The 25,949-nt window shown below is 34.0% G+C and carries 32 protein-coding genes; 1 reads left to right on the top strand and 31 read right to left on the bottom strand.

Annotated features, from left to right (window positions below; genetic code table 11):
- Positions 1-8 precede the first annotated feature (8 nt).
- The 13 genes from BN2665_RS18135 to BN2665_RS18075 form a co-directional block, all read right to left on the bottom strand.
- Entirely contained in the window at positions 9-704 is a 696-nt protein-coding gene (locus BN2665_RS18135; protein WP_055668539.1) for a tetratricopeptide repeat protein, read from the bottom strand.
- Positions 705-838: 134 nt separating this feature from the next.
- On the bottom strand, positions 839-1,351 hold the full coding sequence (gene citX / locus BN2665_RS18130) for a citrate lyase holo-[acyl-carrier protein] synthase (RefSeq protein WP_055668538.1): 513 nt from the start codon (positions 1,349-1,351) through the stop codon (positions 839-841).
- Positions 1,352-1,353: 2 nt separating this feature from the next.
- Positions 1,354-2,397, bottom strand: coding sequence for a [citrate (pro-3S)-lyase] ligase (gene citC, locus BN2665_RS18125; protein WP_055668537.1), 1,044 nt, complete (start codon positions 2,395-2,397; stop codon positions 1,354-1,356).
- 12 nt (positions 2,398-2,409) lie between these two features.
- The gene (citF, locus tag BN2665_RS18120) at positions 2,410-3,951 is read right to left on the bottom strand and encodes a citrate lyase subunit alpha (protein WP_055668536.1); all 1,542 of its coding nucleotides are present in this window, start codon (positions 3,949-3,951) and stop codon (positions 2,410-2,412) included.
- Between the two features lie 16 nt (positions 3,952-3,967).
- Complete coding sequence (locus tag BN2665_RS18115) at positions 3,968-4,840, bottom strand: HpcH/HpaI aldolase/citrate lyase family protein (protein ID WP_055668535.1); 873 nt, start codon at positions 4,838-4,840, stop codon at positions 3,968-3,970.
- Positions 4,841-4,861: 21 nt separating this feature from the next.
- Positions 4,862-5,125, bottom strand: a complete 264-nt coding sequence (gene citD, locus BN2665_RS18110) for a citrate lyase acyl carrier protein (RefSeq protein ID WP_055668534.1) — start codon at positions 5,123-5,125, stop codon at positions 4,862-4,864.
- 13 nt (positions 5,126-5,138) lie between these two features.
- Positions 5,139-5,696 carry a Fe-S-containing hydro-lyase gene (locus tag BN2665_RS18105; protein WP_055668533.1) on the bottom strand — a complete coding sequence of 186 codons (558 nt, stop codon included), beginning with the start codon at positions 5,694-5,696 and terminating at the stop codon, positions 5,139-5,141.
- A gap of 12 nt (positions 5,697-5,708) precedes the next feature.
- The gene (locus tag BN2665_RS18100; protein WP_055668532.1) at positions 5,709-6,551 is read right to left on the bottom strand and encodes a fumarate hydratase; all 843 of its coding nucleotides are present in this window, start codon (positions 6,549-6,551) and stop codon (positions 5,709-5,711) included.
- Positions 6,552-6,622: 71 nt separating this feature from the next.
- Positions 6,623-7,867 (bottom strand): methylaspartate ammonia-lyase, encoded by a 1,245-nt coding sequence (locus tag BN2665_RS18095; RefSeq protein WP_055668531.1) that lies wholly within the window; start codon positions 7,865-7,867, stop codon positions 6,623-6,625.
- Positions 7,868-7,904: 37 nt separating this feature from the next.
- Positions 7,905-9,362 carry a methylaspartate mutase subunit E gene (locus BN2665_RS18090; protein WP_055668530.1) on the bottom strand — a complete coding sequence of 486 codons (1,458 nt, stop codon included), beginning with the start codon at positions 9,360-9,362 and terminating at the stop codon, positions 7,905-7,907.
- Positions 9,363-9,410: 48 nt separating this feature from the next.
- Positions 9,411-10,799: a methylaspartate mutase accessory protein GlmL gene (gene glmL / locus BN2665_RS18085; RefSeq protein ID WP_055668529.1), complete on the bottom strand. Its 1,389-nt coding sequence runs from the start codon at positions 10,797-10,799 to the stop codon at positions 9,411-9,413.
- A 37-nt stretch (positions 10,800-10,836) separates the two neighbouring features.
- Complete coding sequence (glmS, locus tag BN2665_RS18080) at positions 10,837-11,244, bottom strand: methylaspartate mutase subunit S (RefSeq protein ID WP_055668528.1); 408 nt, start codon at positions 11,242-11,244, stop codon at positions 10,837-10,839.
- A gap of 74 nt (positions 11,245-11,318) precedes the next feature.
- Positions 11,319-12,299, bottom strand: a complete 981-nt coding sequence (locus BN2665_RS18075) for a GntR family transcriptional regulator (protein WP_055668527.1) — start codon at positions 12,297-12,299, stop codon at positions 11,319-11,321.
- Between the two features lie 181 nt (positions 12,300-12,480).
- On the opposite strand from BN2665_RS18075, the gene BN2665_RS18070 reads away from it, so the two are divergent.
- Positions 12,481-13,266 (top strand): DUF3048 C-terminal domain-containing protein, encoded by a 786-nt coding sequence (locus BN2665_RS18070; RefSeq protein WP_055668526.1) that lies wholly within the window; start codon positions 12,481-12,483, stop codon positions 13,264-13,266.
- Between the two features lie 207 nt (positions 13,267-13,473).
- Here the strand turns inward: BN2665_RS18070 and cwlD are convergent, their stop codons facing one another.
- From cwlD to BN2665_RS17980, 18 genes are all read right to left on the bottom strand, one after another.
- Positions 13,474-14,154: an N-acetylmuramoyl-L-alanine amidase CwlD gene (gene cwlD, locus BN2665_RS18065; protein WP_055668525.1), complete on the bottom strand. Its 681-nt coding sequence runs from the start codon at positions 14,152-14,154 to the stop codon at positions 13,474-13,476.
- Positions 14,155-14,377: 223 nt separating this feature from the next.
- Entirely contained in the window at positions 14,378-15,991 is a 1,614-nt protein-coding gene (locus tag BN2665_RS18060) for a Na/Pi cotransporter family protein (RefSeq protein WP_055668524.1), read from the bottom strand.
- A 329-nt stretch (positions 15,992-16,320) separates the two neighbouring features.
- Positions 16,321-16,713 (bottom strand): 30S ribosomal protein S9, encoded by a 393-nt coding sequence (rpsI, locus tag BN2665_RS18055; RefSeq protein ID WP_055668523.1) that lies wholly within the window; start codon positions 16,711-16,713, stop codon positions 16,321-16,323.
- 26 nt (positions 16,714-16,739) lie between these two features.
- A complete protein-coding gene (gene rplM, locus BN2665_RS18050; RefSeq protein ID WP_055668522.1) occupies positions 16,740-17,174 on the bottom strand; it encodes a 50S ribosomal protein L13 in 435 nt (144 codons plus the stop codon).
- A gap of 170 nt (positions 17,175-17,344) precedes the next feature.
- The gene (gene truA / locus BN2665_RS18045; RefSeq protein ID WP_055668521.1) at positions 17,345-18,079 is read right to left on the bottom strand and encodes a tRNA pseudouridine(38-40) synthase TruA; all 735 of its coding nucleotides are present in this window, start codon (positions 18,077-18,079) and stop codon (positions 17,345-17,347) included.
- Positions 18,080-18,092: 13 nt separating this feature from the next.
- Complete coding sequence (locus BN2665_RS18040) at positions 18,093-18,893, bottom strand: energy-coupling factor transporter transmembrane component T family protein (RefSeq protein ID WP_055668520.1); 801 nt, start codon at positions 18,891-18,893, stop codon at positions 18,093-18,095.
- A gap of 24 nt (positions 18,894-18,917) precedes the next feature.
- Entirely contained in the window at positions 18,918-19,772 is an 855-nt protein-coding gene (locus BN2665_RS18035) for an energy-coupling factor transporter ATPase (RefSeq protein ID WP_055668519.1), read from the bottom strand.
- Entirely contained in the window at positions 19,757-20,605 is an 849-nt protein-coding gene (locus BN2665_RS18030; protein WP_055668518.1) for an energy-coupling factor transporter ATPase, read from the bottom strand. The genes BN2665_RS18035 and BN2665_RS18030 overlap by 16 nt, the downstream gene beginning before the upstream one ends.
- A gap of 193 nt (positions 20,606-20,798) precedes the next feature.
- The gene (gene rplQ, locus BN2665_RS18025; RefSeq protein WP_055668517.1) at positions 20,799-21,140 is read right to left on the bottom strand and encodes a 50S ribosomal protein L17; all 342 of its coding nucleotides are present in this window, start codon (positions 21,138-21,140) and stop codon (positions 20,799-20,801) included.
- Positions 21,141-21,152: 12 nt separating this feature from the next.
- The gene (locus BN2665_RS18020; protein ID WP_055668516.1) at positions 21,153-22,100 is read right to left on the bottom strand and encodes a DNA-directed RNA polymerase subunit alpha; all 948 of its coding nucleotides are present in this window, start codon (positions 22,098-22,100) and stop codon (positions 21,153-21,155) included.
- Between the two features lie 105 nt (positions 22,101-22,205).
- On the bottom strand, positions 22,206-22,826 hold the full coding sequence (gene rpsD, locus BN2665_RS18015; RefSeq protein ID WP_055668515.1) for a 30S ribosomal protein S4: 621 nt from the start codon (positions 22,824-22,826) through the stop codon (positions 22,206-22,208).
- Between the two features lie 23 nt (positions 22,827-22,849).
- Entirely contained in the window at positions 22,850-23,245 is a 396-nt protein-coding gene (gene rpsK, locus BN2665_RS18010; protein ID WP_055668514.1) for a 30S ribosomal protein S11, read from the bottom strand.
- A gap of 15 nt (positions 23,246-23,260) precedes the next feature.
- On the bottom strand, positions 23,261-23,629 hold the full coding sequence (gene rpsM / locus BN2665_RS18005) for a 30S ribosomal protein S13 (protein ID WP_055668513.1): 369 nt from the start codon (positions 23,627-23,629) through the stop codon (positions 23,261-23,263).
- Positions 23,630-23,809: 180 nt separating this feature from the next.
- Positions 23,810-23,923 carry a 50S ribosomal protein L36 gene (rpmJ, locus tag BN2665_RS18000; protein WP_055668512.1) on the bottom strand — a complete coding sequence of 38 codons (114 nt, stop codon included), beginning with the start codon at positions 23,921-23,923 and terminating at the stop codon, positions 23,810-23,812.
- Positions 23,924-23,938: 15 nt separating this feature from the next.
- Entirely contained in the window at positions 23,939-24,157 is a 219-nt protein-coding gene (gene infA / locus BN2665_RS17995; RefSeq protein WP_055668511.1) for a translation initiation factor IF-1, read from the bottom strand.
- A gap of 7 nt (positions 24,158-24,164) precedes the next feature.
- Positions 24,165-24,476 carry a KOW domain-containing RNA-binding protein gene (locus BN2665_RS17990; RefSeq protein ID WP_242865981.1) on the bottom strand — a complete coding sequence of 104 codons (312 nt, stop codon included), beginning with the start codon at positions 24,474-24,476 and terminating at the stop codon, positions 24,165-24,167.
- Between the two features lie 59 nt (positions 24,477-24,535).
- Entirely contained in the window at positions 24,536-25,285 is a 750-nt protein-coding gene (map, locus tag BN2665_RS17985) for a type I methionyl aminopeptidase (protein WP_055668510.1), read from the bottom strand.
- A complete protein-coding gene (locus tag BN2665_RS17980) occupies positions 25,282-25,935 on the bottom strand; it encodes an adenylate kinase (RefSeq protein WP_055668509.1) in 654 nt (217 codons plus the stop codon). Before BN2665_RS17980 ends, map begins: the two co-directional genes overlap by 4 nt.
- Between the last annotated feature and the right edge of the window lie 14 nt (positions 25,936-25,949).

The raw sequence follows: 25,949 nt of genomic DNA, 5'->3' as shown, positions 1-25,949 counted from the left end.
ATTTACTATTATTCCATCAAGGCTTTAAACTCCTTAGAATTTCTTACAGGATTAAAGTCTTCCTCAGTTTTAGCTATATTCTTTACTTCTGGATTCATTTCTATGGCTTTCTTTAAATATTTTACCGTATTTGTTATATCACCCTTACGGCCATAGATACTGGCTTTTCCATAATAGCTCCAAACATAATCCTCTACCTCTAGAGCCTTATCATACCAAGTTAAAGACTCTTCATATTTACCAAAAAGCTCATAAGCTAGGGCTTTGTTAAATCTAGCATAGCCATAGTCGGGCTTTATAGCTAAGGCCTTATCTATAAAGGACATACCATCTTCGAAATTCTTTGAATAACATAGGGCTATACCCTTTACGTTAAGAGCCATATAATAGTTAGGATCAACTGCTAATATTTCATCTGAAAGCTGAATGGCTAAATTATACTTTTTACCATGAAAGGCCTCAAAGCTTCTTTCATATTTATCCTTTAGTTCCTGCTCTCTCTTTTTTCTATCTTCCTCTTCCTTTTGAGCCTTATCTTGCTCCAGCTTCATCTCATTTTGCTTTTCTTTTAGCTGCTGATTTTGCTGTGCTTCTAATTTAGTAATTTTTTCTCTGTTTTCTATAGCAGTATAGGAAATTATAAAAATTCCAACTAAAGCTAACACTCCAAATATGTATAATTTAATTTTAAGATTTTTGTCCACCTTATCACTCCTGTATTATTAGATAAACAACTTCAACTACTAATTTATGCATGCACCATAACCACTTAAAACTGTGATTTTGGAACATGTATAAATTAAGTTTACGTAATTCTTATCTACTATGCATATAATATTTAATATTTCTTCTCTTTATAATTTTTATAGGCTTTTTCAATATGAGCTATAATTTCCAGTATAGAATGCTTCTTGCTTCTAGCACAGATTTGAGCGGATTCCTCGCATAAAAAGCAGGGTCTTGGCCCATATCCCAATTCTCCTCTTCCTATACTGCTGTAATCTTTAGGATTATAAACATCTATATCTACAAACCTCCCTAAGGGATGTTTTTCTTCCACCTGTATCATTAATTTTTTTATTTCAATAGGATCTTTGTTAATCATCATAGTAATTGTGGGTCCTTCAGCAGTACTTCTATTTAGCTTAAACTCTAAAGAAGTATACATTATATCTGAAACAATTTTATCCATGGTTTGAACAATTTCATTAGTTATATAGTTATCCTTATTAATTCCTGGATAGTTAGCTCTTATGCTTACCAAGCTCATTTCAAACCTATCCATAAGTTTCTTTTGAAAATGAACTCTTTTTTCTCTTTCCTCTAATATTTCTTTGGGCGTATATGTCATTATCAATGTGGAGAATTACTTTGCTTTATCTTCTCCACTATCTCCTTTCCTTCTGGGGTGTTTAGGAAATCCCAAGTAACCTTTGGAACCAATAACTTTATCTTATCCAAAGATCCTTCTTTTATAAGATTTCTAACTCTGGATGCACTAATGGCTAGTTCATCCTTGATCTTTCTTTCTATAATTATAAGTTCTACACCATACTTTATCAATTCTTTTTTTAGCGCTTCATTATATGCATTAGTGACATTGCAATAAGGTTCTTCTCCTACTAACCTCTTTTTAATATTTAACTTAGAGCAAAAATATTTTCCAAAGATGCCCGCATCTATTTTAGTATAGGCTCTTAGCCTTTCATCTTCTTTTCTTAAAAAGTAAGAGGGGAAAGTGGCAGAGGATATGATGTATTCTCCCCCTCTTATTACCTTTACATTAGATAGGTGTTTTACCCCTTCTTTAACTAATTGATATCTGGTATTAAAGGGGAATAGGGATTTATCCTCTTCTACCATAAAAACCAGCACTTCCTCTGAAGTTTCTGAAGCTTTCTCAATTAAATATTTATGACCTTCTGTAAAAGGATTGCAGTTCATTACTAGGGCTGCTTTAGAGGTATTTACATCAATATTCTCTTTTTTTATAAGCTTATCTAGGTAACTATTTATGTCGTATATGCCGCTTTCTAAGAGTATAGCCTCTTCTGCCTCATATAAAACCTTATAGTTTAAGGATGTAAATATATCCTTATTGCTAGGCTTAGTAAAAATAAAGCTATGATATATCCCCTGTTCAAAAAGCTTATTGATCAGTGAGGTAATCAAGGTGGCAGTTAATCCCTCGCCTCTTAGCTTAGGAGCTATGGCAAAGCACTTTAAAATATTTTTTGCTTTGGAGCAGGTTCCTACAATCTCTTCTCCATTTTTTGCTACTAAGGTATAATCTATATCCTGTTCATAGTTTAGCTCAAAATCCTTTAAAAATTCGCCTACCTTTTTTACTTCTTCTTTATCAAAAAGATTAACCTCTTCAATCTGCAATCCATACATTTGGTAAATCACCTATCCTTTTATCTTTTTAATTACATCAATAACCGTTCCATCTCTATATTCTACTACAGCTACAACTTCATCAGTGGTTTCTATTTCTCTAGGCTTTCCTGTTAATTTTTCAGAGATAGCCTTTAATTCCTCTATGGTCATTATAGGTAAATTAGTTTCTTTTAGCTTCTCTATTAAATCTGTTCTTTTCGGATTTATGGCAATACCTCTTTCAGTAACCAAAACATCTATGCTCTCTCCTGGTGTGGTTATGGTAGTAACCTTATCCTTTATTACTGGCAATCTAGCCTTCATCAAATTTGAAACTATTATGGTAAGCTTAGCTCCAGCAGCAGTATCACTATGCCCTCCTGAGCCTCCCATTATCATTCCATCAGATCCTGTAGCTACATTAACATTAAAGTCCGTATCTATTTCTGTAGCTCCTAGGATTACTATATCTAGATTGTTTACTACAGCACCTTTGTTATGAGGATTTCCATACATAGAGGCTGACATTCTTTGATGCTTATGAGTTTCTGAATAGGATTCTACAGCCTTTAAATCAAAGCATTGAACATCAAATAGATATCTAAAGAGTCCTTCTCTGAACATATCTACTATATATCCTGTGATTCCTCCTGAAGCAAAGCTTCCTTGTATATCTTCCTTCTCCATAATCTCTTTTAATTCCTGCGCTACAGCTAGGGATATACCACCTGCTCCGGTTTGGAAGGACATTTCACTTTTTACTAAGCCAGAAGCCTTCATTACTCCTGCAGCCATCTTAGCTATTCTAAGTCCCACTGGATCCTTAGTTATTTGAGTAGTTCCTGACACAATGCCTTCAGGATTTCCAATGGAATCTACCTTCACTATATAATCTATATATATTTGGCTTATTTCTATAGGGCAGGTTGGATAAGGTACTAAATTATCCGTAATTGCTATTACATTATCTGCATATTCGCAGTCTGCCACAGCATAGCCTAGAGCTCCACAAGCAGATTTACCATATAATCCGTTTATGTTTCCATAGGTATCTGCGGTAGGTGCTGCCACAAAGGCTATATCTATATGTAAATCTCCACTTTCAATAGCTCTTCCTCTTCCTCCATGAGTTTGAAGTACTGCAGGGTGCTTTAATAATCCACTGGATATGGCTCTAGCCACTGGTCCAGAGATGTAGCTAGCTACTACCTTTGTTACCACACCATTTTTTATATGCTCTACTAAAGGAGCGTGAGTGGGGAATATGGAGCTTGCTGCTATAGTCAAATCTTTAATTCCTCTCTCTGCCGCCCTCTCTAGCACCATGTTAAGCACATAATCTCCATTTCTTAAATGGTGATGAAAGGAAAGAGTCATTCCATCTTTTATATTCACTTTATCTAAAGCTTCATCAATGGAGTTTAGAACCTTTACTTCTGAAGGGTCCACGGCGGTTTCTTTCACACCTATTTTTTTCTTAACTCTAGGATTAGCAAAAGCTCCTTGAAAAGGCACCACTTCTCCATATCCTTCTATATACTCAGGTATCTCTCTACCTACTGCATTTTTCATAATATTCACCTCTATTCTAAACTAGCCCTAGCAATTTAGCTAGTTGAACTGTAGTTTTGGCTCTATTTATAATGGGGGCATCCACCATTTTTCCATCTAAGGAAAACACACCCTTACCTTCTTTTTTAGCCTCTTCCATAGCTTGAAGCACTCTTTGAGCATGCTTTATCTCTGCTGCTGTGGGAGCAAAAACGCTATGGATCACGTCGATCTGTCTTGGATTTATAGCTGACTTACCTGTCATACCTAAGCCTTTAGCTTTAAAGGTATCCTTCTCTAATCCTTCCATGTCATTGGTATCTGTAAAAGGGGTATCAATAGCATGGATTCTGCTGGCTCTGCAAGCAGTAGCTACTCTATTCCTTGCATAGAATATCTCTTCCCCTTCCTTTGTTCTTTTGATACCCATATCTGCGGTTAGGTCTTCTCCTCCTAGTAACACTCCTGATACTCTCGAAGATGCCTTTATAACATTATATACATTTTCTAAGCCATAAGCAGTCTCTATGAGGGCTATTATTTTTATGCTTCCTTCCTCAAAGCCTTCTTCTCTCTCCACCTTTGATAGTATTTCATCCGCAAGGCGTATTTCTGATTCATCTGCCTTAGGTACCATTATGGTATCCGGTTTAACTCTAGCTATGGTATCTATGTCCTCTGGACCAAACTCTGTATCTAAAGGGTTTATTCTAACCACTACTTCTACTTCTGAATAATCGATATTTTTTATAGCTTCTCTAACTAAAATTCTAGCACTATCCTTTTCCGTTAAGCTTACTGCATCCTCTAAATCAAGAATTATGGAATCTGCTCCCATAATAGCAGCATTTTGAAGCATGCCAGGATTATTTCCTGGCATAAAAAGCATAGTTCTTCTTAAATCTTTCATTTAAGGGTTACCTCCTCTGTACTATAACGCTCTCTTAATAGCAGTTTCTACTCTAGCTCCAATGGTATAATCTAAAGCTCCTTTATCCTGAGCCTTTAGAGTTACAGCCTTTATTCCCATTTCTTTTAATTTATCTTCTATAACCTCAATGATTTGATCACCAAACTGCTTCATAACTATACTCTCTAATTCTATTTTTACTTTATCCTCTTCATTAGGATACACCATAATCAAAATATCATTAGATTCCAAAGTTCCAGCTTTAGCTACCTTAGTTATTTTCAAACTTCTCACCTCGTTATTTTAAACTATCTAAATATTGCTTTTGACCTATTTCATATAGATTATTTCCTTCACTATCAATAACTACTACTACGGGTAAATCCACTACCTCAAGCTTTCTTATAGCTTCTGCTCCTAAATCTTCATAAGCTACTAATTCAGCTTGATCTATGGATTTTCCTATTAAAGCAGCAGCACCACCAATAGCTGCAAAATACACAGCTTTATTTTTAATGATGGATTCTACTACCTCTTCTCCTCTTAGGCCCTTGCCTATCATGCCCTTTAAGCCTCTATCTAATAATTTTGCTGAATAAGGATCCATTCTATAGCTAGTAGTTGGACCAGCAGAACCTAAAGCCATACCAGGCTTTGCTGGAGTTGGTCCTACATAATATATTATAGCATCTTTAACATCTATAGGTAGCTCTTCTCCTTTATCTAACAGCTCCACCAATCTTTTATGAGCTGCATCTCTTGCAGTATATATAGTACCTGTTATCAGTACGCTATCTCCTGCTTTTAAATTCTTTACCTTATCTTCTGTTAATGGAGTAGTAATTCTCTTTTCCATAATCTCTTCCTCCTATAATTCAATTTCCGCATGTCTTGTAGCATGACAGTTAATATTTACAGCCACAGGCAATCCTGCTATATGAGTGGCATAGGTTTCAATGTTTACAGATAAAGCAGTACTTCTTCCTCCAAATCCTTGAGGTCCTATACCTAATTCATTAATCTTTTGTAATAGCTCTTTTTCTAATTCTGCATAGTAAGGATTAGCATTTCTCTCCTCTGTTGGTCTTATTAAAGCTCTCTTAGCCAAATTAGCGGCCTTGTCAAAGGTTCCCCCAATACCTACACCTACAACTATAGGAGGGCAAGGATTAGGACCTGCTTTTTTTACAACTTCTAGCACGAAATTCTTGATGCCTTCTACTCCATCTGCTGGTCTTAACATCTTTAGCTGGCTCATGTTTTCTGAACCAAAGCCCTTAGGAGCCACAGTGATTTTTAGCTTATCTCCTGGAACTATATCATAGTATATAACCGCTGGAGTATTATCTTTTGTGTTTACTCTGTCTAGAGGATCCTTCACCACGGATTTTCTTAAATAGCCTTCTGCATAGCCCTGTCTTACACCTTCATTTATAGCTTCTTCTAAAGAACCACCTACTACATGAACTTCTTGACCTAATTCTATAAATACGCAGGTCATTCCAGTATCTTGGCACATAGGCATTCTTTCATTCTTAGCAATATCAGCATTGATAATTATTTTATCTAATATATCCTTTGCTATAGCCCAAGTTTCTTTTTCATAGGCTTCCTTAAGTCTGCTTCTTATATCCTCTGATAAATAGTAATTTGAATCTATGCATAAATCTCTTACGGCCTTGATTATTTCAGATACTTGTATTTCTTTCATAATTAACACTCCTTTATTCTTATTTTTGAAAATAGAGGCAGTTATATTAAACTGCCTCTCATATATTATACCTATTTATTTCTTCTGTTAACAAGGGCAATTACTCTGTTCATTTCATTGTTAACGATCATATATCCTTCGTCCACGCCCATACCTGGTTTAGCTAGGCATTGATCCGCTCCGCAAGCTAGTGCTATATTTGTACATACCTCTGCTGATCTGTTAGTTTCGTTGCAAGTACCTCCGCAGTATGCTCCTACTCCTTTTTTCTTGCAGTAAAGTATAGCTTCTATAATATTATTTACTCCACCTAAGTCAGGAGTCTTTATTTGAAGCATATGTCCTGATTTATTATCAGCAAAGAACACTACGTCTTCATAGGTGTTGCACCACTCATCTGCTACAAGTTCTACGTTTATATCTCTCTTTTCTAATTCTAAAGTTAAATCTCTTAAAGCTTCCATTTGTCTCTCTCTATGGTCTACGTCCATTGGTCCTTCTATTCTTAAATGGAATGGCTTTGCTGCTTCTTCTAGTTCTTTTAAATAATCTGCCATAGCATTTATATCATAATTGAAGGCTACTCCTATAGTTCCATAAACATCTATATGGAATACTGGGTTATAGTTCTCTGAACGTCTTAATTGTAATACTCTGTTACTTAACCATTTAACGTATTCTAATAGCTTTTCTCCTCTTTCTCCTAGCTTTTCCTTAACATTGTTTATTAAGGCATGAGGCATAACCTCTGCGCCTTTTATTATCATCTTATCCGAGTTATTGTATCTGTCATCACCGGATTGAGTGAAGATTGGAATTCTTTTTATTTCTACTCCAGTATTATATTCATCTTTAACTACTTCTGCCATAGTTATTTTTCTAGCTTTAGCTACTGCATCTAATATAGCTTGTGTGATTCCGTATCTTATAGCAGTATGTAATCTTTTTCCGTTTATCTCCATTTTGTCAAACTCTTCAGCTAAGGCCTTAAAGCTTGTTAACTCTCTTCCTATTAGCTTTGGAGCTATTTCTTTTTCAATAACAGGTATAAAATCTTCTGCTAAAAATAAGGGATCTCTTCCGCCGGCTCCAGAGTATTGAACTGCAGCGCAATCTCCATGAGCTACTTGACCATCTTCTAAAATAAACATAACGGATATGGATTCCCCTGCTTGTCTAACGGCCTTAAAGCCTTCTGTTACAGGTTCTCCTACATATGTAAAACCATCATGAGCAGCACCGTTTTTTATAGCTCTTTGATCGTCAAAATAGAATCCTGTTCTTCCAGATGAACAAACTACGTCTATGATTTTCATAATATTGACCTTCTTTCTTAAATTTATGTTTATATAATTATTTTTTCTCTGGTCTTCCTACAAGGACTCCCTTACCTACAGCAAATATATCGTCTACTGTCATTTGGAAGCCTATTTCTCTTCCTTCAAATTTAGCTCTATCTTCTAATTTTTTTATGTTAAAATCTTTTAATTCTTTCGTAAATGGTATATTTCCAAACTTAAGATATCTAACAGCTCCGTTATTATCTCTTGCAGGCATCATCTTACCATAGTTAAATCTACTTGGAGCAAATGGTATATCTATAATTCCAGCTTCAAAACCTTTTACAGTTCCTATAGCTAAATCTCCTTTTCCAAGTTCAAATAGCATATCTACCATGCATTTTGTTTCTGCTTTTATTATAGCAATTTCTGTTTCTAGCTCTTTTGACATAGGAAGCTTTTGACCTCTTAATAGATTTAAAGTCATCTTTGTAGCTTTTATTCCCATGGCATTGGCTTCTTTTGTTGGTATTCCTATAGCTTCATGAGGAGTCTTAACTATAACCTTTGTAGCTCCAGCTAGGGCTGCAGCTGCTGCTCCTGTGGATATTACTCCAAAAGCCTTTGCTTCATCTGCTGGGAAACCGCCCATCCATTGGTGGAATACAGTAGTAACATATACATCGTTATAGCCATAAGCTTTTAAATACTCGTTAGTTTGCTCTTCTAAAGCTCTTATAGCTGCTACGTCTTGAATTAAATTTCCACATTGTCCGTAACCTACAGTAATGTTTTTAACCCCTTGCTCTGCTGCAAGTAGTGCTTCTACTATAGCCACTGCATTAGAGGTACTTGGAGGCACTAGAGTACCTGTTAATGGTCCAAAAGGCTCTCTGTTTATGTTAATTCCTTGTTCTTCGTAGAAGCCAACTAATCTATCACAATATTGCCAATCTAATAAAGTCTTTTCTATGCTTACACTCTTAGCGTAAGGAATATTGTAGGATATTCCGCCACCCTCATTTGAAGTCCATCCTGCAGCGTGGATTATCTCAGATAGTAATCTAGCATCTGGTGTGCCGTGTCTAGCTTGTAGCGGTAAATCTACTGCTTCAAGTACAGCTTTACAGCCTGATACTCCATGGTTTACTCCTGGAAATCCATTAAGAAGTGATCTTCCTGCTGCTATACTTTCTTTTATTCCTATTTCACATTCATCATATCTATTTTGTCTTGTATAACTATCTATTGTAGATGGTAATAAATCTGCTCCACCCTCATTTTGAAGGAAAGTTAGTAGCTCTATATGTTCATCAATCAATGCTACCCCTGCTCTTGGTTGTGCTAGAGTTACTCCCTCTTCCTTTGCTTTTCTTAATTTTTTCGAAAAATTCTTATGGTCTGGAACCTTTTTTAAGTAATCTATAGCAGCCTTTAAATCTACTTCTTTACCTGTGGCCCAGTGATTTAATACGGCCTCTCTCTCTTTAAAAAATACTTCCTCTGTCCACTTTTTATTTTTCAAATCCACTTTAATTTACCGCCCTTCTTAAAATTAAAATTACTAAAAACTTTTTATTTATATTGTAATTAAATATTTTTTCATAATCCTAACAGCTATATCTGGAAGATCTTCACATAACAATCCCATTGCTGATAAAATATAAGTTTTATCTAATAAAAATTCTGGATTTCTAGGTTTTAAAGAGGTTAAATTTTCTGCTGAAAAAGACCCTGCCTTTAATATGTCTCCCGGATTAGCACTATGTACAAGAACTCCTCCAGTACCAATCATATATTTAACTTCCATTAAGTCTTTTCCATATTGGGTAAATATTACTCCTAAAGGCGAATAGGCTGACTCTACATAACCACAATGTCTTTCCATGGATAGTTCTGTAGCTACCTTGGCCATAGCTTCATCAAATTCAATTTCTTCTTCTGACTTTGGTACCATCATTATATTTTCGCTTCTACATCTACAATTTGCTTCTACATCTGTTTCTTTATTTTTTAAGTATTTCCTTAGTGTTCTAGTACCAGCGGCCTCCCATAGAGATAGGGCTGAATATCTCATACCTAAATCTCCCTCTACAGTTCTCTTAGCGAAAGGCTCTTCTAACCCCCTTAGGGTTACTCCTGCCTTTGTGGGCTCTCCTGAAGCTATAGAGTGAACATCCGTAGTGGCTCCTCCTATATCTATTATTACTAAATCGCCAATACCCTCTTCCTTGTCACTGCCTTCACTGAGAACTCTAGCTGCCTTAAGCACTGCTGCTGGAGTAGGCATTAATATTCCATTTACAAAGTCTTCTGCATTTTTTAGTCCTTTAGCTTCTACTATTCTGCTCATGAAAATTTTTCTTATTTCTTCTCTTGCTGGTTCTACATTTAGCCCATTTAACTTTGGCATTACATTTTCTGTAATAGAATAAAGTATATCTGAGTCTTTAAATATTCTATTTATCTCATCATTAGCTACTTTATTACCTGCTACTACTACAGGAAGCTTTACTCCGTGTTCTACAAGCATTCTTGCATTATGTATTATACAGTCCTTATTTCCTCCATCGGTGCCACCAGCTAAAAGTATTATATCTAAATTAGATTTTTTAATCTCTTCAATTTCAAACTCTGTTAACTCATAACTGTAGGTTTTTATTACCCTAGCACCAGCTCCTAAGGCTGCTCTTTTAGCCGCCTCTGCTGTAAGCTCCGGTACAAGACCAATGGCGATCATTTTAAGTCCGCCAGCCGCTGAAGAGCATGCTAGCTTCTTAACAAAATTTACTTCTCTTCCTTTTAACTGGTCCATTAATTTTTCATAGGCTTTGTTAAAACCTATCATTATATCATCTTGTATGGTAGTTATGTCTTTCGCAGTGGCCAATATCTCTTCATTTTCAATATCTACCGCTGTTAGCTTTGTATAGGTACTACCAAAGTCTATTAATAAATATGCCTTCATTTTCTCACATCCATTAATAATTAATTTTTTAAATCTTTTAGCCTAAATCCTCTTTTAAGCACTCTATAGTAGTGTCTACAGTGGTTCCTGGAGGAAATACCCTGTCAAAGCCCATATTCTTAAATCTTTGATATACATCTTCCCAGTTCTGTTTTCCTACAACTATATTTCCACCTACATATAATAGAACTCCTTTTAAGCCAGCCTCATCACATTTTTCTCTCATACCTCTGCAGTCGATTTCTCCATGTCCGTATAATGAAGATACTAGGATTGCATGTGCATTAGTTTCTACTGCCGCATTTATAAAATCTTCTTGTGGTGATAAAACTCCTATATTTATTACCTCATAGCCTGCATCTGTCAAAGCATAGTCTAGTATTTTGTTACCTACCGCATGACAGTCTGAACCTATAACTCCAAGTACCAAAGTCTTTTTTTCCATTTTATATGCCTCCTAAAATAACTTAAAATATCTATTTTTATATAAACCTTATGTTTTATAAGGTATAAATCCATTTATTGAGACTTATAATTAAATTCCACCATTTTAGATTTTAAAGCCTTTACAGAGCCTTCATCTAGACTATACAAAAACTTTATAACTTCTTTGTTATCCTTATTTAAGTCTATTACTTCCTTATATCTCCCTGGAGAAACCAATATTACTTCTGAGCTATCTACAATTCTTTTTATTTCTTCATTATTCTGGGTATTTGAAAACTCTATTTCTATATCTCCTAGTCCAGCACTTTCTAAAGCATCTTGAATTTTAAACATAAATTCTTCCGATATGCACAAAAATCCAAACTTTGTATGAGCGGGATATCTTGCTATTCTTACTATGGTCTCTAAATCTGCATTTATAGCTACACCCAGTATTTCTTTATCAAAATCCTTCAAAAGCCTGGACACTTCATTTACATGGTTAAAAGTAGCTATTACCACTTGAGACTTTTCTATGGTATCTACTACTTCCGAATTCATATGCTTTAAATCACCAATTGTTAAAGGAATCACATTCATGTTTGTTATATCCTTTAACTGCTTACTAAACATCTTTGATTGTTCTACATTGCATTCTACATAGACTGCAACCACTCTGTTCATTAGTTCTATTTTTTCTCTTACTCTATCTGTCACTAGTTCAAGAAACTCTTCTACATCCATGCCTGTTTCTATAGCTTCTTCTAGCCCCAAGTCTACAAACTTCATTATTTTGTCCTTAATATTTTGAGCCTTCCAAGGCTTGGCCTCTTCTGCTACAAAGGTTCCTTTACCTTGATAGGACCTTATTACTCCCTCTTTTTCTAACTCTTTGTAGGCAGAACTCACTGTATTTCTGCTCACTTTTAAAGTTTCCGATAATTCTCTTTCTGTAGGCATCTTGTAGCCTACCTTGAGAGAGCCATCTCTTACTTGATCCATTATTTGCTTCTTAACCTGCAAATATAGTGGTACTCCACTCTTTTTGCTTATTACTATATTTATTTTAATCACCCTCCCAAGTTAGATTAATGGATTAATGGACTAATCCATTAATTATATAATAGCACAATGGACTAGTCCAATCAATACGTTTTCAAGAGATTTGACAAAATTTTTACGAAATTCTTCACAATCATATTTTTGCTGCCTTAATAATATAATTTAATAAACCAAGTGCCTTAGGAGGTTAATTTTGAAAAGAAAACCGTTAAATCTTTGGGATTTTGTTATATTTGTGCTATCTCTAATTTTGATTTTTCTTATTATTTATAATTTTATAAAGTCCATATATTATAGAATGGAGTACATTCCAAGAAACAGCATTAATGTGTCTCCTATAACTGGTGAAAGAATAAGCACTTTTTCTGAAAATCTCTCACCCATAGAGGTTACTTATAGTTCCACGGAAAATGCCAAGTTTCTTGCTGGCATAAGTGAAGCGGATATAATATATGAGTATTTAGGCAATGATGACAGATCTATTTATAAAGCCATATTCTATACAAAACAGCCCATTGAAAAATATCCTGTATCTCAAGTGAATGTATTATCCTTAAAATCCATTCCTAAATTTACTTTTAAGGATATTGTAGATATACAATCTAAATACACTGATCAGGCAGATTATATATTTATAAATCACACTATAAATAATTCCTCAAACTTTATATATAAAGACGGCTCCTATAGGCACTTTAAAAATGAAATAGAAGATAAGGATCCATCCAATGATAAACCAGTAATCATATCCAATATAATAATTCAATATATACAAGAAGATGTTGAAAATGTATCAAAGGAAATTAAAGGCAATGGCAAAGGTGTACTATTTTGCGGTGGAAAAGTCATAAATATAAACTGGGAAAATCATAACTCTCCTATAAAAATCACTGATGAAGAAGGCAATCCTGTGTCTTTAATGCGTGGAAATACTTGGTGGGTATTGCTCAAAGAACCCGGTTCCGTAGTGTATAAATAAAAACTTTTTATCCACTACAGGGCTAAAAAACTGAAATAATAATTGTTGTGCTAATCCTAGTCTCTTGTTTCTTTATAGATTGCATGTCTAAAAATTGAAAGATTATAAAAGTAAAAGCAAAGTATGTCTAAAAACTTAGATATATACTTTGCTTTTTAGTTTATAAACTTTTATTTCCGAGGAAATAGTATATAAATTTCTAAATTATTACCTACCATAATATTCCTTTACAGACTTAGTTATAGTTTCCGCTATTTTTTGTTGATATTCCTCAGTTTTAAGCTTTGCTTCCTCCTGTTCATTGGACAAAAATCCACATTCTATTATAACTCCTGGCTTATCATAACCATCCCTTAATATCTTATATTGATCTAAAGCTGGCTTTTCTACTCTATTGTTTTGCGGATCTAAATCTTCTATCATATTTTTTTGAAGAATTCTTGCTAAAGTTTTACTTTCCTCTTCTCTAGAATACCAAACCTGAGCCCCTGAATATTTACTTTGTGGAAACATGTTTAAATGTATGCTTATAAACATATCACAATTTGTCTCTTTCTTCATCTTACATCTATTAGTAAGATCTTGATTCTTTTTATTCCTTACAGTTCCCTTATTCTCATAAAGACCTTTATCTTCATCCCTTGTCATAAAAACCTTATAGCCTGCTTTTTCTAGAGAACCCTTTACTTTTAAGCTTATAAGTAAACTTATATCCTTTTCTAAAGTCCCATTCTTTGATACAGCACCACCGTCCATTCCTCCATGTCCAGGGTCTATTAATATAATCTTATCCTTAGTATTCTCTATAGTCTTGGCAAAGCTCATATGGGGACTGAAAAATAAAATGCTAAGTAAGGTAAATAGAATTATTCTACACTTCTTTCTCATTATTCTACCGTTATATAGAACCTATGAAAATTTATAATTTTTTCTTTTATAGGTTTTACTAACAGTTTCACCTCCTTAATTAAAAGTTTTCCACAGAGTTTAACAGTTCATTGTTATTAAATCTAGGAAACAATAGTTATTTAAAAAACTATTATTAGTATTCTCATATTTCTTAATAATATTTAATTATTACATAAAAAAAGCGACTTCCGTCGCTTTTTCCCTATTTTGCATTATTAATTACGCTCTCTGCTATGTTCGTAGCATGGTCTGCTATTCTTTCAAAGTTGCTTATGATATCTAAAAATACAGCACCAGCATGAGCATTGCATAATCCATTGTTAAGTCTCTTTATATGATTTGATCTAAACTCTTTTTCTAACACGTCTATTCTTTGCTCCACAGGCATAATGCTTTCTGCCTTTTTAACATCTTGAGCAGCATAGCTTTCTACAGCTATTTGAAGTGCATTTAAGGTATAATCATATATATGTTTTAATTCGCCCATAGCATCGTTAGTATACTCAAAACTCTTAGCTATTTTTTCACTAGTTAAATCAGCTATATTTTCAGCATGGTCACCTATACGCTCTATATCATTAACAATATGGAAGGTGGACGCTACTACTCCTAATTGTTCATCAGATAATTCAGTCTTAGAAAGCTTAACTAAATAAGCTGTTATATCTTGTTCTAAAGCATTTATTATCTTTTCATTTTCATAAACCTTCTTAACTAAATCATCATTATTTTCATTAAAGGCTTTCATAGATATCTCAAGATTTTCTTTAGCTTTGTTTGCCATTCTAATAGTTTCTTTTATAACTTGTCCCTCTGCTATTACTGGAGTTTCAAGTAATCTATCATCTATGTACTTAGCTCCTACTTTTTCTACTTCATCTTCACCCTTTATTAACTTATTAACTATAGCTATTAAGTATTTTATTAAAGGTAGCATTATTAAAGTATTTGTTATATTAAATATAGTGTGAGCATTTGCTATTTGCCTTTGAACAGAATCCGAGCTTATAGTTTCAACAATATTTATAAGTGGTCTCATCAATGGAATGAATATAATAGTTCCAAATATATTAAAGATTAAATGTATAAGTGCAGCTTTTCTAGCGGTTTTAGAAGTTCCAATACTTGCTAATAAAGCTGTAACACAAGTACCTATATTACATCCAAAAATAATAGGAAGTGCCACTTGCATATTTATAAGTCCTGTACTAGCTAAAGCTATCAATATACCAGTAGTAGCTGAAGAACTTTGTACTACGGCAGTCATAGCTAGTCCACTTATTAAGCCTATAATCCAATTATCCCCTACAGTAACAACAAAATCTGCAAATTGTGGAGACTTTGCTATAGGTTTCATAGCATCACCCATGATACCCATACCCATAAACAATATACCAAAGCCTAAAATAATATTTCCAATTTCTCTTCTTCTTTTTCCCTTTGAAAATAAAACTACAGCAGCGCCAACTCCAACAAAGATAGGTGCCACATGGTCTAACTTAAAAGCTACCATTTGTGCAGTTATAGTAGTTCCTATATTAGCACCCATAATAACTCCCGCAGCTTGCGCTAAGTTCATCAACCCAGCATTAACAAACCCAACCACCATAACTGTAGTTGCACTACTACTCTGGATTACAGCGGTTACAGCCGTTCCTACTAACACACCCATCACTGGATTAGAAGTTACCTTCTCTAATATAACTTTTAATTTCTCTCCTGCGGCATTTTCAAGACCATCTCCCATGAGTTTCATACCATATAGGAATAATCCTAAGCCGCCTATTAGACCCACTACCATTTGAAATGTGTTCAAACTAATTCCCCCATTATCATATTTTTATTATTACCATTAAAAATAATACCTCATTTCTTAACTTTTGTTAATATGAACTTAATAAATTTAACCTAATCTTAATATTACGTCCTAATTTTTGGTATAATTTATTTAAATAATATGCTTTCCACTAATGGTAGGCTCTAAGTTCATTGTTTTTAGCTGAATATTCTTTTAATTACTGCAATTTTTTATAAAATAGCCTTTAGTTCTCTAAGTACTCCCTCTACCTATGAGTATACTCTTCTATTTCTCAGATATTTTCGAAAAACAAAAGAGAGAGGTTTCCCTCTCTCCCAAAAACACAATTATCTCTTTGAGAATTGTGAAGCTCTTCTTGCTTTTTTAAGACCGTATTTCTTTCTTTCCTTCATTCTTGGGTCTCTTGTTAAGAATCCAGCTTTCTTTAATTCTGGTCTTAAAGTTTCATCAGCTTTTAATAAAGCTCTAGAAATTCCGTGTCTTACAGCTCCTGCTTGACCTGTAAATCCACCACCATGTACATTTACAATTACGTCAAATTTTTCTTTTGTTGCTGTTAATACTAGTGGTTGATTAACAATAACTCTTAATGTTTCTAATCCGAAATATGTTTCTATGTCTCTTTTATTTATTGTTATTTTACCTTCACCTGGTACAAGTCTTACTCTAGCTATAGCTTTCTTTCTTCTACCAGTTCCCATATATTGAACCTTAGCCATTCTTTATTCCTCCTTCCAGCTTCCTATTAGTACTTTAGTTCAAGAACTTCTGGTTTTTGAGCTGCATGATCATGCTCTGCTCCTCTGTAAACCTTAAGTTTCTTTAACATTTGTCTTCCTAATACTCCCTTTGGAAGCATTCTTCTTACAGCTTCTTCAACAACAAACTCTGGCTTCTTCTCTAATACTGTTCTGTATGGAGTTTCTTTTAATCCGCCTGGATATAATGAGTGATGTCTCATTAATTTTTGATCTAATTTCTTTCCTGTTAAAACAATCTTATCAGCATTGATTATTATTACGAAATCTCCTGTATCTACATTTGGTGTAAATATTGGTTTGTGTTTACCTCTTAATATTGATGCGATTTGGCTTGCCATTCTTCCTAAAGTTTGTCCTTCAGCATCAACAACATACCATTTTCTTTCAACTTCTTGTGGTTTTGCATTGAATGATTTCATCTTTTTCCCTCCCTGAACTTTACATTCGGTTTTCCTTCTAGGCTTTCCTTCTATGTCAAGATCCGGGGCTAGTGGATCTTATACACGATTAATTAATAGTTACAAACATTACTTATTATAATACAATCTACCTAGTGTGTCAATAAATTTCTTCAATTTACATAAAAAAACTAGTAGTATACTCTTTCTAGACATAATCCATTAGCAGGCACAACTTTACCAGCTTTATTTCTATCCTTGGACAATATTATCTCTTTAATATATTCAGGCCTATTTTTATATAAACCTATATCTATTAAGGTTCCAACAATTATCCTTACCATATTATACAAAAAACCATCTGCTGTTATATAAAGTTTAATCTGATCCTGCTCTTTGTAAATACATAACTCCTTTATATCCCTTATAGAAGTCTTAACAGAGCTCCCTTTTGTTTTAAAAGCCTCAAAGTCATGTACTCCTATAAAATACCTAGCTGCTTCTTTCATAGCTTCTATATCTAAAGAATGCTTAAAATGATAAACATAGTTTCTATATAGAGCTACTGGCATATTTCTATTTAATATGGTATAGGAATAGGTTTTTCCCTTAGAATTATATCTTGAATGAAAATCTAAGTCTGCCTCTTCAGAATGAAGTATTGCTATATCCTTAGGAAGCTTGCTGTTAATGGCATATTTAAATTTATCCCCTGGAATAGCACTCATTGTTTTAAAATTAGCTACATACTCCTTAGCATGAACTCCAGAATCTGTCCTGCTGCAGCCTATTATACCTATTGACTCCTCTGTTATCTTGGATATGGTATTTTCTAAGGTTTCTTGAATTGTTATTCCATTGGTTTGCCTTTGCCATCCAAAATAATTGGTTCCATCATACTCTAAGACTATTTTAATATTCCTCATTTAACCACCAATTTTATATATAGTTAATCATAACAGAGGCTATTGCTAATATAAAAAAGGTTATAAAAGCAACACTATCCCTAGAATGCATTTTTAATTGCTTCATCCTAGTTCTTCCCTCTCCTCCTCTATAACATCTAGCTTCCATAGCCATAGCTAACTCATCAGCTCTTCTAAAGGAACTTATAAATAGAGGTACTAGTAAAGGTATTAAGCTTTTTGCCTTATTAATGAGGTTTCCACTATCAAAATCTGCCCCTCTAGCCATTTGCGCCTTCATAATCTTATCTGTCTCATCCATTAAAGTAGGTATGAATCTCAAAGCTATAGTCATCATCATAGCTAATTCATGAGCTGGTAATCCTAACTTTTTAAAGGGATTTAATAGCTTCTCTATGCCATCTGTTAGTTCTATTGGTGAGGTAGTTAAGGTCAATAAGGATGTTCCCATTATTAAAAAGATAAGTCTTAATACCATAAAAACTGCTGTGGTAAGTCCTTCCTTATATATCTTTAGAAATCCCCACTCCCATATAAGCTCTTTTCCGTCTATCATAAAAAGATTTATTAAAGCTGTAATAGTTATTAATGCAAATACAGGCTTTAAGCCCTTATATAAATATCTAGGTGATAATTTAGCTATAGCCACTGTACATACTATAAAGGCTAAAGCAAATATATATCCTAAAAAGCCTTTTATTAAAAATAATTGAACTATAAATAACAAGGATATTAATATTTTAGTCCTTGGGTCCAACTTATGTATAAAAGAATCTCCAGGAACATATTGGCCAATAGTAATATCTTTAATCATCTAAAAACTCCGCCTTCCTGAACATTAATTTTCTTTCAACATTTTAAGAATTGCATTCTTAGCTTGGTCTACAGTAAAAATTTCTTCTGATATATTAAATCCACTATTCAATAGCTTATTAGCTAAATAAGTTACTTGCGGAGCTGCTAAACCCACTTGCTCTAATAGATCAATCTCTTTAAACACTTTATTTGGAGTACCATCTAGCATAGCTTTTCCCTTATTCATTACGATTACCCTATCAGCAACCTTAGCTACATCCTCCATGCTATGTGAAACTAATATGATGGTCATAGTATATTCCTTATGCAGGTTCTTTATTTGATGTAATATTTCATCTCTTCCCTTTGGATCTAAACCCGCAGTAGGTTCATCTAGTATCAATACCTTTGGCTCCATGGCAACAACTCCAGCAATGGCCACTCTTCTCTTCTGACCACCGCTAAGTTCAAAAGGAGATTTATCCTTATATTCCTCATAGTCTAAGCCAACCATTTTCATGGCTCTCTTAACTCTTTTATCTATTTCCCCTTCACTTAATCCTAAGTTCTTAGGTCCAAATTGTATATCTTTTTCTATAGTTTCTTCGAAAAGCTGATATTCCGGATATTGAAAAACAAGTCCTACTTTTTTTCTTATATGGCTTAGCTTTACGCCTTTTTCAACGATATTAACTCCATCTATTATTATTTTACCTTGATTAGGCTTTAATAATCCATTCATATGCTGAATTAAAGTAGACTTTCCTGATCCAGTATGACCAATTAAAGCTATAAATTCACCATCATTTAATTCCATGCTAACATCATCTAAGGCTCTTTTCTCAAAAGGTGTATTAGGCATATATATATGAGTTAAATTTTCTATTTTAATCGACATAATTCATCCACCATCTCATTTATAGTTAATATATCATTTTTAATATTAATTCCACAGTTTCTAAGCTCATAGGCTAATTCTGTTACTTGGGGCACATCTAATCCTATCTTTTTCATTAGCGAAACATTACTAAACACTTCTTTAGGGGTTCCTTCTAGCTTAACTTTCCCTTCGTCCATAACTACAATTCTGTCTGCCTCTACCGCTTCCTCCATGTAGTGTGTTATTAGTATTATAGTAATACCATATTCCTTATTAACATCCTTTATGGTTCTTATTACTTCTTTCCTTCCTGAAGGATCTAACATTGCCGTTGGTTCATCTAAAATTATACATTTAGGTCTCATGGCAAGTATTCCTGCAATAGCTACCCTTTGTTTTTGCCCACCAGACAAAAGATGTGGTGCATGCCTTCTATATTCATACATTCCAACCTTCTTCAGGCTCTCATCTACCCTATTTCTTATTTCCTCTGGAGGAACTCCTAAATTTTCAGGCCCAAAAGCTACGTCCTCTTCCACAATGGTAGCTACTATCTGGTTATCAGGATTCTGAAATACCATACCAGCTCTGCTTCTTATTTCCCAAGTCTTAGATAAATCAGAGGAATCTATACCATCCACATATACTTTTCCTCCGCTAGGCAATAACAGTGCGTTCATATGCTTTGCCATGGTAGATTTTCCTGATCCATTATGACCTAAAATAACTAAAAATTCTCCCTTTTTAACTTCTAGGTTTACTCCATTTATCGCATACTTTTCTAGCTTATCTTCAGAATTTACATACTTATAGGTAAGATTATCACATTGTATCATGTTAACATTATTCATTTACTCTTCCTCCGATAGTCTACAACTAAATTATAAATACTAGAAATTAGATTTAAATATCTACTTTCTACTACTTACATATTATAACTTATACTTGCCTAACTTTAAACTTTTTTATAACAGAATAAATACAGTAAATATATTAAAATGGGGACTAAGTATTTACTTAATCCCCTATTAGATGTGAATAAAATTATACTAACTCAAGTATAACTACTTCAGCTCCGTCTCCTCTTCTTGGACCTACTTTATACATTCTAGTATATCCGCCGTTTCTCTCAGCATATTTAGGAGCTACATTTTCAAATAAGTTTTTAACTACTTCTTCTTCAGTTACAAAAGAAAGTACTTGTCTTCTAGCATGTAAATCTCCTCTTTTTGCAAGAGTAATCATTTTTTCTGCTAGTCTTCTTGTTTCTTTTGCTCTTGTCACTGTAGTTTCTATTTTACCATGCTTTAAAAAACTAGTAACAAGATTTCTTAGCATAGCTATTCTTTGGTCTGTTGGAAGACCTAACTTACGTTGTACTGCCATGACTTTACCTCCTTACTCGTCGCTTAATCTTAATCCTAAGCCTAGATCCTTAAGCTTTCTTTCAACTTCCTCAAGGGATTTCTTTCCTAGATTTCTAACCTTCATCATATCGTCTAAAGACCTTTGTGCAAGCTCTTGAACGGTATTGATTCCAGCTCTCTTTAAGCAGTTATAACTTCTAACTGATAAATCAAGCTCTTCGATAGTCATTTCTAGGACTTTTTCTTTTTTATCTTCTTCTTTTTCTACCATTATTTCAACATCATTTGCATGATCTGTAAGTGTCATAAATAGCTTGAAATGTTCTATAAGAATTTTAGCAGAAAGACTTATAGCTTCTTCTGTCTTAATAGTGCCATTAGTCCATATTTCTAGAGTTAATTTATCATAGTCAGTTATTTGACCAACTCTTGTATTTTCAACAGCGAAATTAACTCTTTTTACTGGAGTATATATAGAATCAACTGGGATTGCTCCTATTGGAAGATCATCTGATTTGTTTCTAGTTTGTGAAACATATCCTCTTCCTCTATTTACAGTTAGCTCCATATATAGCTTACCATCATCATCTAAAGTAGCTATATGTAAGTCTTTGTTTACTACCTCAACATCTCCATCAGTTCTTATATCTGCACCAGTTACTTCGCAAGGCCCTTTTGCATCTATATATATAGTCTTAGGACCCTCTCCTGACATCTTAAAGGCAAGCGCTTTAATGTTAAGAATTAACTCTGTAACATCTTCCTTCAAGCCTTGTACTGTTGAGAATTCATGTAAAACTCCATCTATCTTAACAGAAGTAGCTGCAACACCTGGTAAAGAAGATAATAAAATTCTTCTTAGGGCATTTCCTAGAGTTATCCCATATCCTCTCTCCAAAGGCTCTACAACAAACTTACCATAAGTTCCGTCTTCGCTAACTTCTATACACTCAATTTTTGGCTTTTCAATTTCTAACATTCACAAACCCTCCTTTTTTTTTAATGGCAACCTTATTTTGAGGGCAACTGATTCTATATTTGCTAAAGTAGAATTTTCTTCTTATCTTTAGCAAATATCTATATATTACTTGCTGTATAACTCAACGATAAGAGTTTCATTTACTGGTACATCTATATCTTCTCTCGCTGGGTCAGCAACTACTTTTCCTTCAAAATTCTCTGGATTTGCACTTAACCATTTTGGTAATGTCTTTGGATTTTCTGCAAATACTTTAAACTTCTCAGTAGCTCTGCTCTTTTCACTTACAGCTATTACATCATTAACAGATAATTTGTAAGATGCAATATCTACTTTCTTTCCATTTACTAAGAAGTGTCCATGAGTAACTAATTGTCTAGCTTCTGCTCTTGAGTTACCATAACCTAGTCTGAATACTACATTATCTAATCTCATTTCAAGAAGTCTTAATAAGTTCTCACCAGAGATTCCTCTTATTCTTTCAGCTCTTTCATAGTATGTTCTGAATTGTTTTTCTAAAACACCATATATTCTCTTAGCTTTTTGTTTTTCTCTTAATTGAGTTCCGTAGTTTGATAATTTCTTCTTGCTTTGTCCGTGTTGTCCTGGCGCATAGCCTCTTCTAGCAAATGCACATTTATCTGTATAGCATCTATCCCCTTTAAGGAATAGTTTCATACCTTCTCTTCTGCATAATCTGCAAGTAGCTCCAGTATATCTTGCCATTAATTACACCTCCTGTTACTGTATTAAACTCTTCTTCTTTTTGGTGGTCTACATCCATTATGTGGTATTGGAGTAACGTCCTTTATTAATGTAATCTCTAAACCTGCTGCTTGCAATGATCTTATTGCAGCTTCTCTACCTGATCCAGGTCCCTTTACATATACTTCAATACTCTTTAAGCCATGTTCCATAGCTGCTTTAGCTGCTGTTTCTGCTGCCATTTGAGCTGCATATGGAGTGCTCTTTCTTGAGCCTCTAAATCCTAATCCACCTGCGCTTGCCCATGATAGAGCATTTCCAGCTGCATCAGTTAATGTAACTATAGAGTTATTGAATGTTGATTGAATATGAGCAGCACCGTGCTCAATATTTTTTCTTTCTTTTCTTCTTCTGGTTTTCTTAACCTTCTGAGCTGCCATTCCACTACCTCCTTACTACTTTTTCTTGTTAGCTATAGTCTTCTTTGGACCTTTTCTTGTTCTAGCATTTGTTTTAGTTCTTTGACCTCTTACTGGAAGTCCTCTTCTATGTCTCATACCTCTGTAACATCCGATTTCAACTAATCTCTTTATGTTTAGAGCTATATCTCTTCTTAAATCACCTTCAACTTTGAAGTTTTTGTTAACATAATCTCTTATAGCGTTAACTTCTTCTTCAGTTAAATCCTTAACTCTTGTATCTGGATTTATACCTGTAGCTGCTAATATTTTATGTGAGCTTGGTAATCCAATTCCAAATATATATGTTAGACCTATTTCAATTCTTTTTTCTTTTGGTAGGTCAATACCTTGTATTCTTGCCATTAAACTTTACACCTCCTGGTATTCGAAATGCATTATTTTGTATTATGATTTATATGGAAATTTTAGGTCAATAGAGAATTTCTCTACTGTCAGCCGCACCTAAAATTTATTAACATTTTTATTAAACTTAATTCTAAGTTTAATTCTTAGTAATATTAATAGTAAATATTTAATTGTTAATTAGCCTTGTTTTTGTTTGTGCTTTGGATTTTCGCAAATAACCATTACGTTTCCTTTTCTTCTAATGATCTTGCACTTTTCACAAATAGGCTTAACTGATGGTCTTACTTTCATAGCTAACCCTCCTTATTACTTTGCTCTCCAGGTAATTCTTCCACGAGTTAAATCATATGGAGAAAGTTCAACTGTAACTTTATCACCTGGTAATATTCTTATAAAATTCATTCTTAACTTACCTGAAATATGTGCTAATATTTTATGCCCACTTTCAAGTTCTACCTGGAACATAGCATTAGGTAGAGCTTCTAAAACTGTACCTTGCATTTCTATAACATCATCTTTAGACATAAGGTAATCAAACCTCCTTAACAATGCCTTTAGGCTTTAAAAACTTTCTTATTTTAGAGTCTGAATCATAAGATTTATTAACTACAGACTCTTTTATATCATAGGCGACTTCATTAGTCAATTGTAAGTGTTTAATTTTTTTCTTTTTCGGTTTTTGTATCTTTTTGCATTTTCCATCCGCTAACAAAACATAATTACTATCTACAACACCTACTATTATATAGTAATTACCTTCATCTCTGCCAGCCTTGGAATATACAACATTACCTACTAAGTCATTGTCCTGCAATATATTCACCTCTATGATTACCTTAGTCATAAATTAACATTGCCTTTTATCAGGCTTATGTGAATTTATAACTAAGCAGCACTAACCTTTTATCTTATTAAAGTTAATATTTCCGGACCTTCTGGCAAAATTGCCACTGTGTTTTCATAATGTGCAGATAGACTTCCATCTATTGTTACTACAGTCCATTGATTAGACTGAGTTTTTACATGAAAACCTCCAATATTAACCATAGGTTCAATAGCTAGAACCATACCACTGACTAATTTAGGACCTCTTCCAGGTCTACCGAAATTAGGTACTTCAGGATCTTCATGTAGATCTTTCCCGATGCCATGACCTACATAATCTCTAACTACAGAAAATCCTTCTGCTTCAACATATTGTTGTATTGCATGAGATATATCCGTTAATCTATTACCTACTAAAGCTCTTTCAATACCTTTAAAAAAGCTCTCTCTGGTAACATTAATTAGTTTCATGGCTTCGTCTGAAATTTTTCCTACTGGAAAAGTTCTTGCTGCATCACCTTGATAACCATTAAGTATGGCACCACAATCAACACTAACAATATCCCCTTCCTGCAGAACTCTATTTCCTGGTATTCCATGGACAACTTCTTCATTGACTGATATGCATAAAGAAGCTGGGAAACCACCGTATCCCTTAAATGAAGGCTTTGCTCCTTGCTTAGTTATAAATTCTTCAGCCACTTTGTCTATCTCTGCAGTAGTTATACCTGGCTTTATGAGTTCTTCAAGTCTTAGAAGGGTTTCTCCTACGACCTTTCCCGCCTGTCTCATATACTCAATTTCTTGACTATTTTTAATAATTATCATTTTTTATCGCTCCCTAGGATATTGCAGATACTTTCGAAGACTTCGTTTATGGCTCTAGTGCCCTCCACTATGGATAAAAGATCTTTCTTTCCATAGTAGTCTATCAATGGCTCTGTTTGCATATCATAAACTTCAAGCCTTTCTCTTACAGTAGCTTCCGTATCATCTTTTCTTTGGATTATATCACTACCACAAACATCACATTTACCTTCATTAACAGGAGGATTATATTTTATATGATAACTAGCTCCACATGCTGGACAAACTCTTCTGCCAGTCATTCTATCTATTATAAATTCTGTTGGAACCTTTATTAAAAGTGCAGTTGCTAGATTTTCTCCCCTGGAAATTAGAAATTCTTCTAATGCTTCTGCTTGTTTAACGGTTCTTGGAAAACCATCTAACAGATATCCATTACTACAATCCTCTTGAAATAAACGATCCTTAACTATATCAATGGTCAGTTCATCAGGAACTAGATGCCCTCTATCGATATGTTTTTTCGCTTCTATTCCTAGAGGAGTATTATCCGATATATTTTTTCTAAAAATATCACCGGTAGATATATGTGGTATGGAATACCTATTGCAGATAGATTTTGCCTGAGTACCTTTACCCGCGCCAGGAGGGCCTAATAAAATTATTCTCATCATCATCATCTCCG

The sequence above is a fragment of the Desnuesiella massiliensis genome, assembly GCF_001403615.1.
In the GTDB taxonomy this organism is placed as follows: Bacteria; Bacillota; Clostridia; order Clostridiales; family Clostridiaceae; genus Desnuesiella; species Desnuesiella massiliensis.
Note: the sequence above shows the minus strand (reverse complement) of the source record. Positions and strands in the feature narration are given on the sequence as shown.

What these genes read in the sequence shown, in the direction of transcription:
- citX (WP_055668538.1), bottom strand. Translation starts at nt 1,351, where the DNA reads ATGACATATACGCCCAAAGAAATATTAGAGGAAAGAGAAAAAAGAGTT.
- citC (WP_055668537.1), bottom strand. Translation starts at nt 2,397, where the DNA reads ATGTATGGATTGCAGATTGAAGAGGTTAATCTTTTTGATAAAGAAGAA.
- citF (WP_055668536.1), bottom strand. Translation starts at nt 3,951, where the DNA reads ATGAAAAATGCAGTAGGTAGAGAGATACCTGAGTATATAGAAGGATAT.
- BN2665_RS18115 (WP_055668535.1), bottom strand. Translation starts at nt 4,840, where the DNA reads ATGAAAGATTTAAGAAGAACTATGCTTTTTATGCCAGGAAATAATCCT.
- BN2665_RS18105 (WP_055668533.1), bottom strand. Translation starts at nt 5,696, where the DNA reads ATGGAAAAGAGAATTACTACTCCATTAACAGAAGATAAGGTAAAGAAT.
- BN2665_RS18100 (WP_055668532.1), bottom strand. Translation starts at nt 6,551, where the DNA reads ATGAAAGAAATACAAGTATCTGAAATAATCAAGGCCGTAAGAGATTTA.
- BN2665_RS18095 (WP_055668531.1), bottom strand. Translation starts at nt 7,867, where the DNA reads ATGAAAATCATAGACGTAGTTTGTTCATCTGGAAGAACAGGATTCTAT.
- glmL (WP_055668529.1), bottom strand. Translation starts at nt 10,799, where the DNA reads ATGAAGGCATATTTATTAATAGACTTTGGTAGTACCTATACAAAGCTA.
- glmS (WP_055668528.1), bottom strand. Translation starts at nt 11,244, where the DNA reads ATGGAAAAAAAGACTTTGGTACTTGGAGTTATAGGTTCAGACTGTCAT.
- cwlD (WP_055668525.1), bottom strand. Translation starts at nt 14,154, where the DNA reads ATGAGAAAGAAGTGTAGAATAATTCTATTTACCTTACTTAGCATTTTA.
- rpsI (WP_055668523.1), bottom strand. Translation starts at nt 16,713, where the DNA reads ATGGCTAAGGTTCAATATATGGGAACTGGTAGAAGAAAGAAAGCTATA.
- rplM (WP_055668522.1), bottom strand. Translation starts at nt 17,174, where the DNA reads ATGAAATCATTCAATGCAAAACCACAAGAAGTTGAAAGAAAATGGTAT.
- truA (WP_055668521.1), bottom strand. Translation starts at nt 18,079, where the DNA reads ATGAGGAATATTAAAATAGTCTTAGAGTATGATGGAACCAATTATTTT.
- BN2665_RS18040 (WP_055668520.1), bottom strand. Translation starts at nt 18,893, where the DNA reads ATGATTAAAGATATTACTATTGGCCAATATGTTCCTGGAGATTCTTTT.
- BN2665_RS18035 (WP_055668519.1), bottom strand. Translation starts at nt 19,772, where the DNA reads ATGTCGATTAAAATAGAAAATTTAACTCATATATATATGCCTAATACA.
- BN2665_RS18030 (WP_055668518.1), bottom strand. Translation starts at nt 20,605, where the DNA reads ATGAATAATGTTAACATGATACAATGTGATAATCTTACCTATAAGTAT.
- rplQ (WP_055668517.1), bottom strand. Translation starts at nt 21,140, where the DNA reads ATGGCAGTACAACGTAAGTTAGGTCTTCCAACAGACCAAAGAATAGCT.
- BN2665_RS18020 (WP_055668516.1), bottom strand. Translation starts at nt 22,100, where the DNA reads ATGTTAGAAATTGAAAAGCCAAAAATTGAGTGTATAGAAGTTAGCGAA.
- rpsD (WP_055668515.1), bottom strand. Translation starts at nt 22,826, where the DNA reads ATGGCAAGATATACTGGAGCTACTTGCAGATTATGCAGAAGAGAAGGT.
- rpsK (WP_055668514.1), bottom strand. Translation starts at nt 23,245, where the DNA reads ATGGCAGCTCAGAAGGTTAAGAAAACCAGAAGAAGAAAAGAAAGAAAA.
- rpsM (WP_055668513.1), bottom strand. Translation starts at nt 23,629, where the DNA reads ATGGCAAGAATACAAGGTATTGACCTACCAAAAGAAAAAAGAATTGAA.
- rpmJ (WP_055668512.1), bottom strand. Translation starts at nt 23,923, where the DNA reads ATGAAAGTAAGACCATCAGTTAAGCCTATTTGTGAAAAGTGCAAGATC.
- infA (WP_055668511.1), bottom strand. Translation starts at nt 24,157, where the DNA reads ATGTCTAAAGATGATGTTATAGAAATGCAAGGTACAGTTTTAGAAGCT.
- BN2665_RS17990 (WP_242865981.1), bottom strand. Translation starts at nt 24,476, where the DNA reads ATGACTAAGGTAATCATAGAGGTGAATATATTGCAGGACAATGACTTA.
- map (WP_055668510.1), bottom strand. Translation starts at nt 25,285, where the DNA reads ATGATAATTATTAAAAATAGTCAAGAAATTGAGTATATGAGACAGGCG.
- BN2665_RS17980 (WP_055668509.1), bottom strand. Translation starts at nt 25,935, where the DNA reads ATGAGAATAATTTTATTAGGCCCTCCTGGCGCGGGTAAAGGTACTCAG.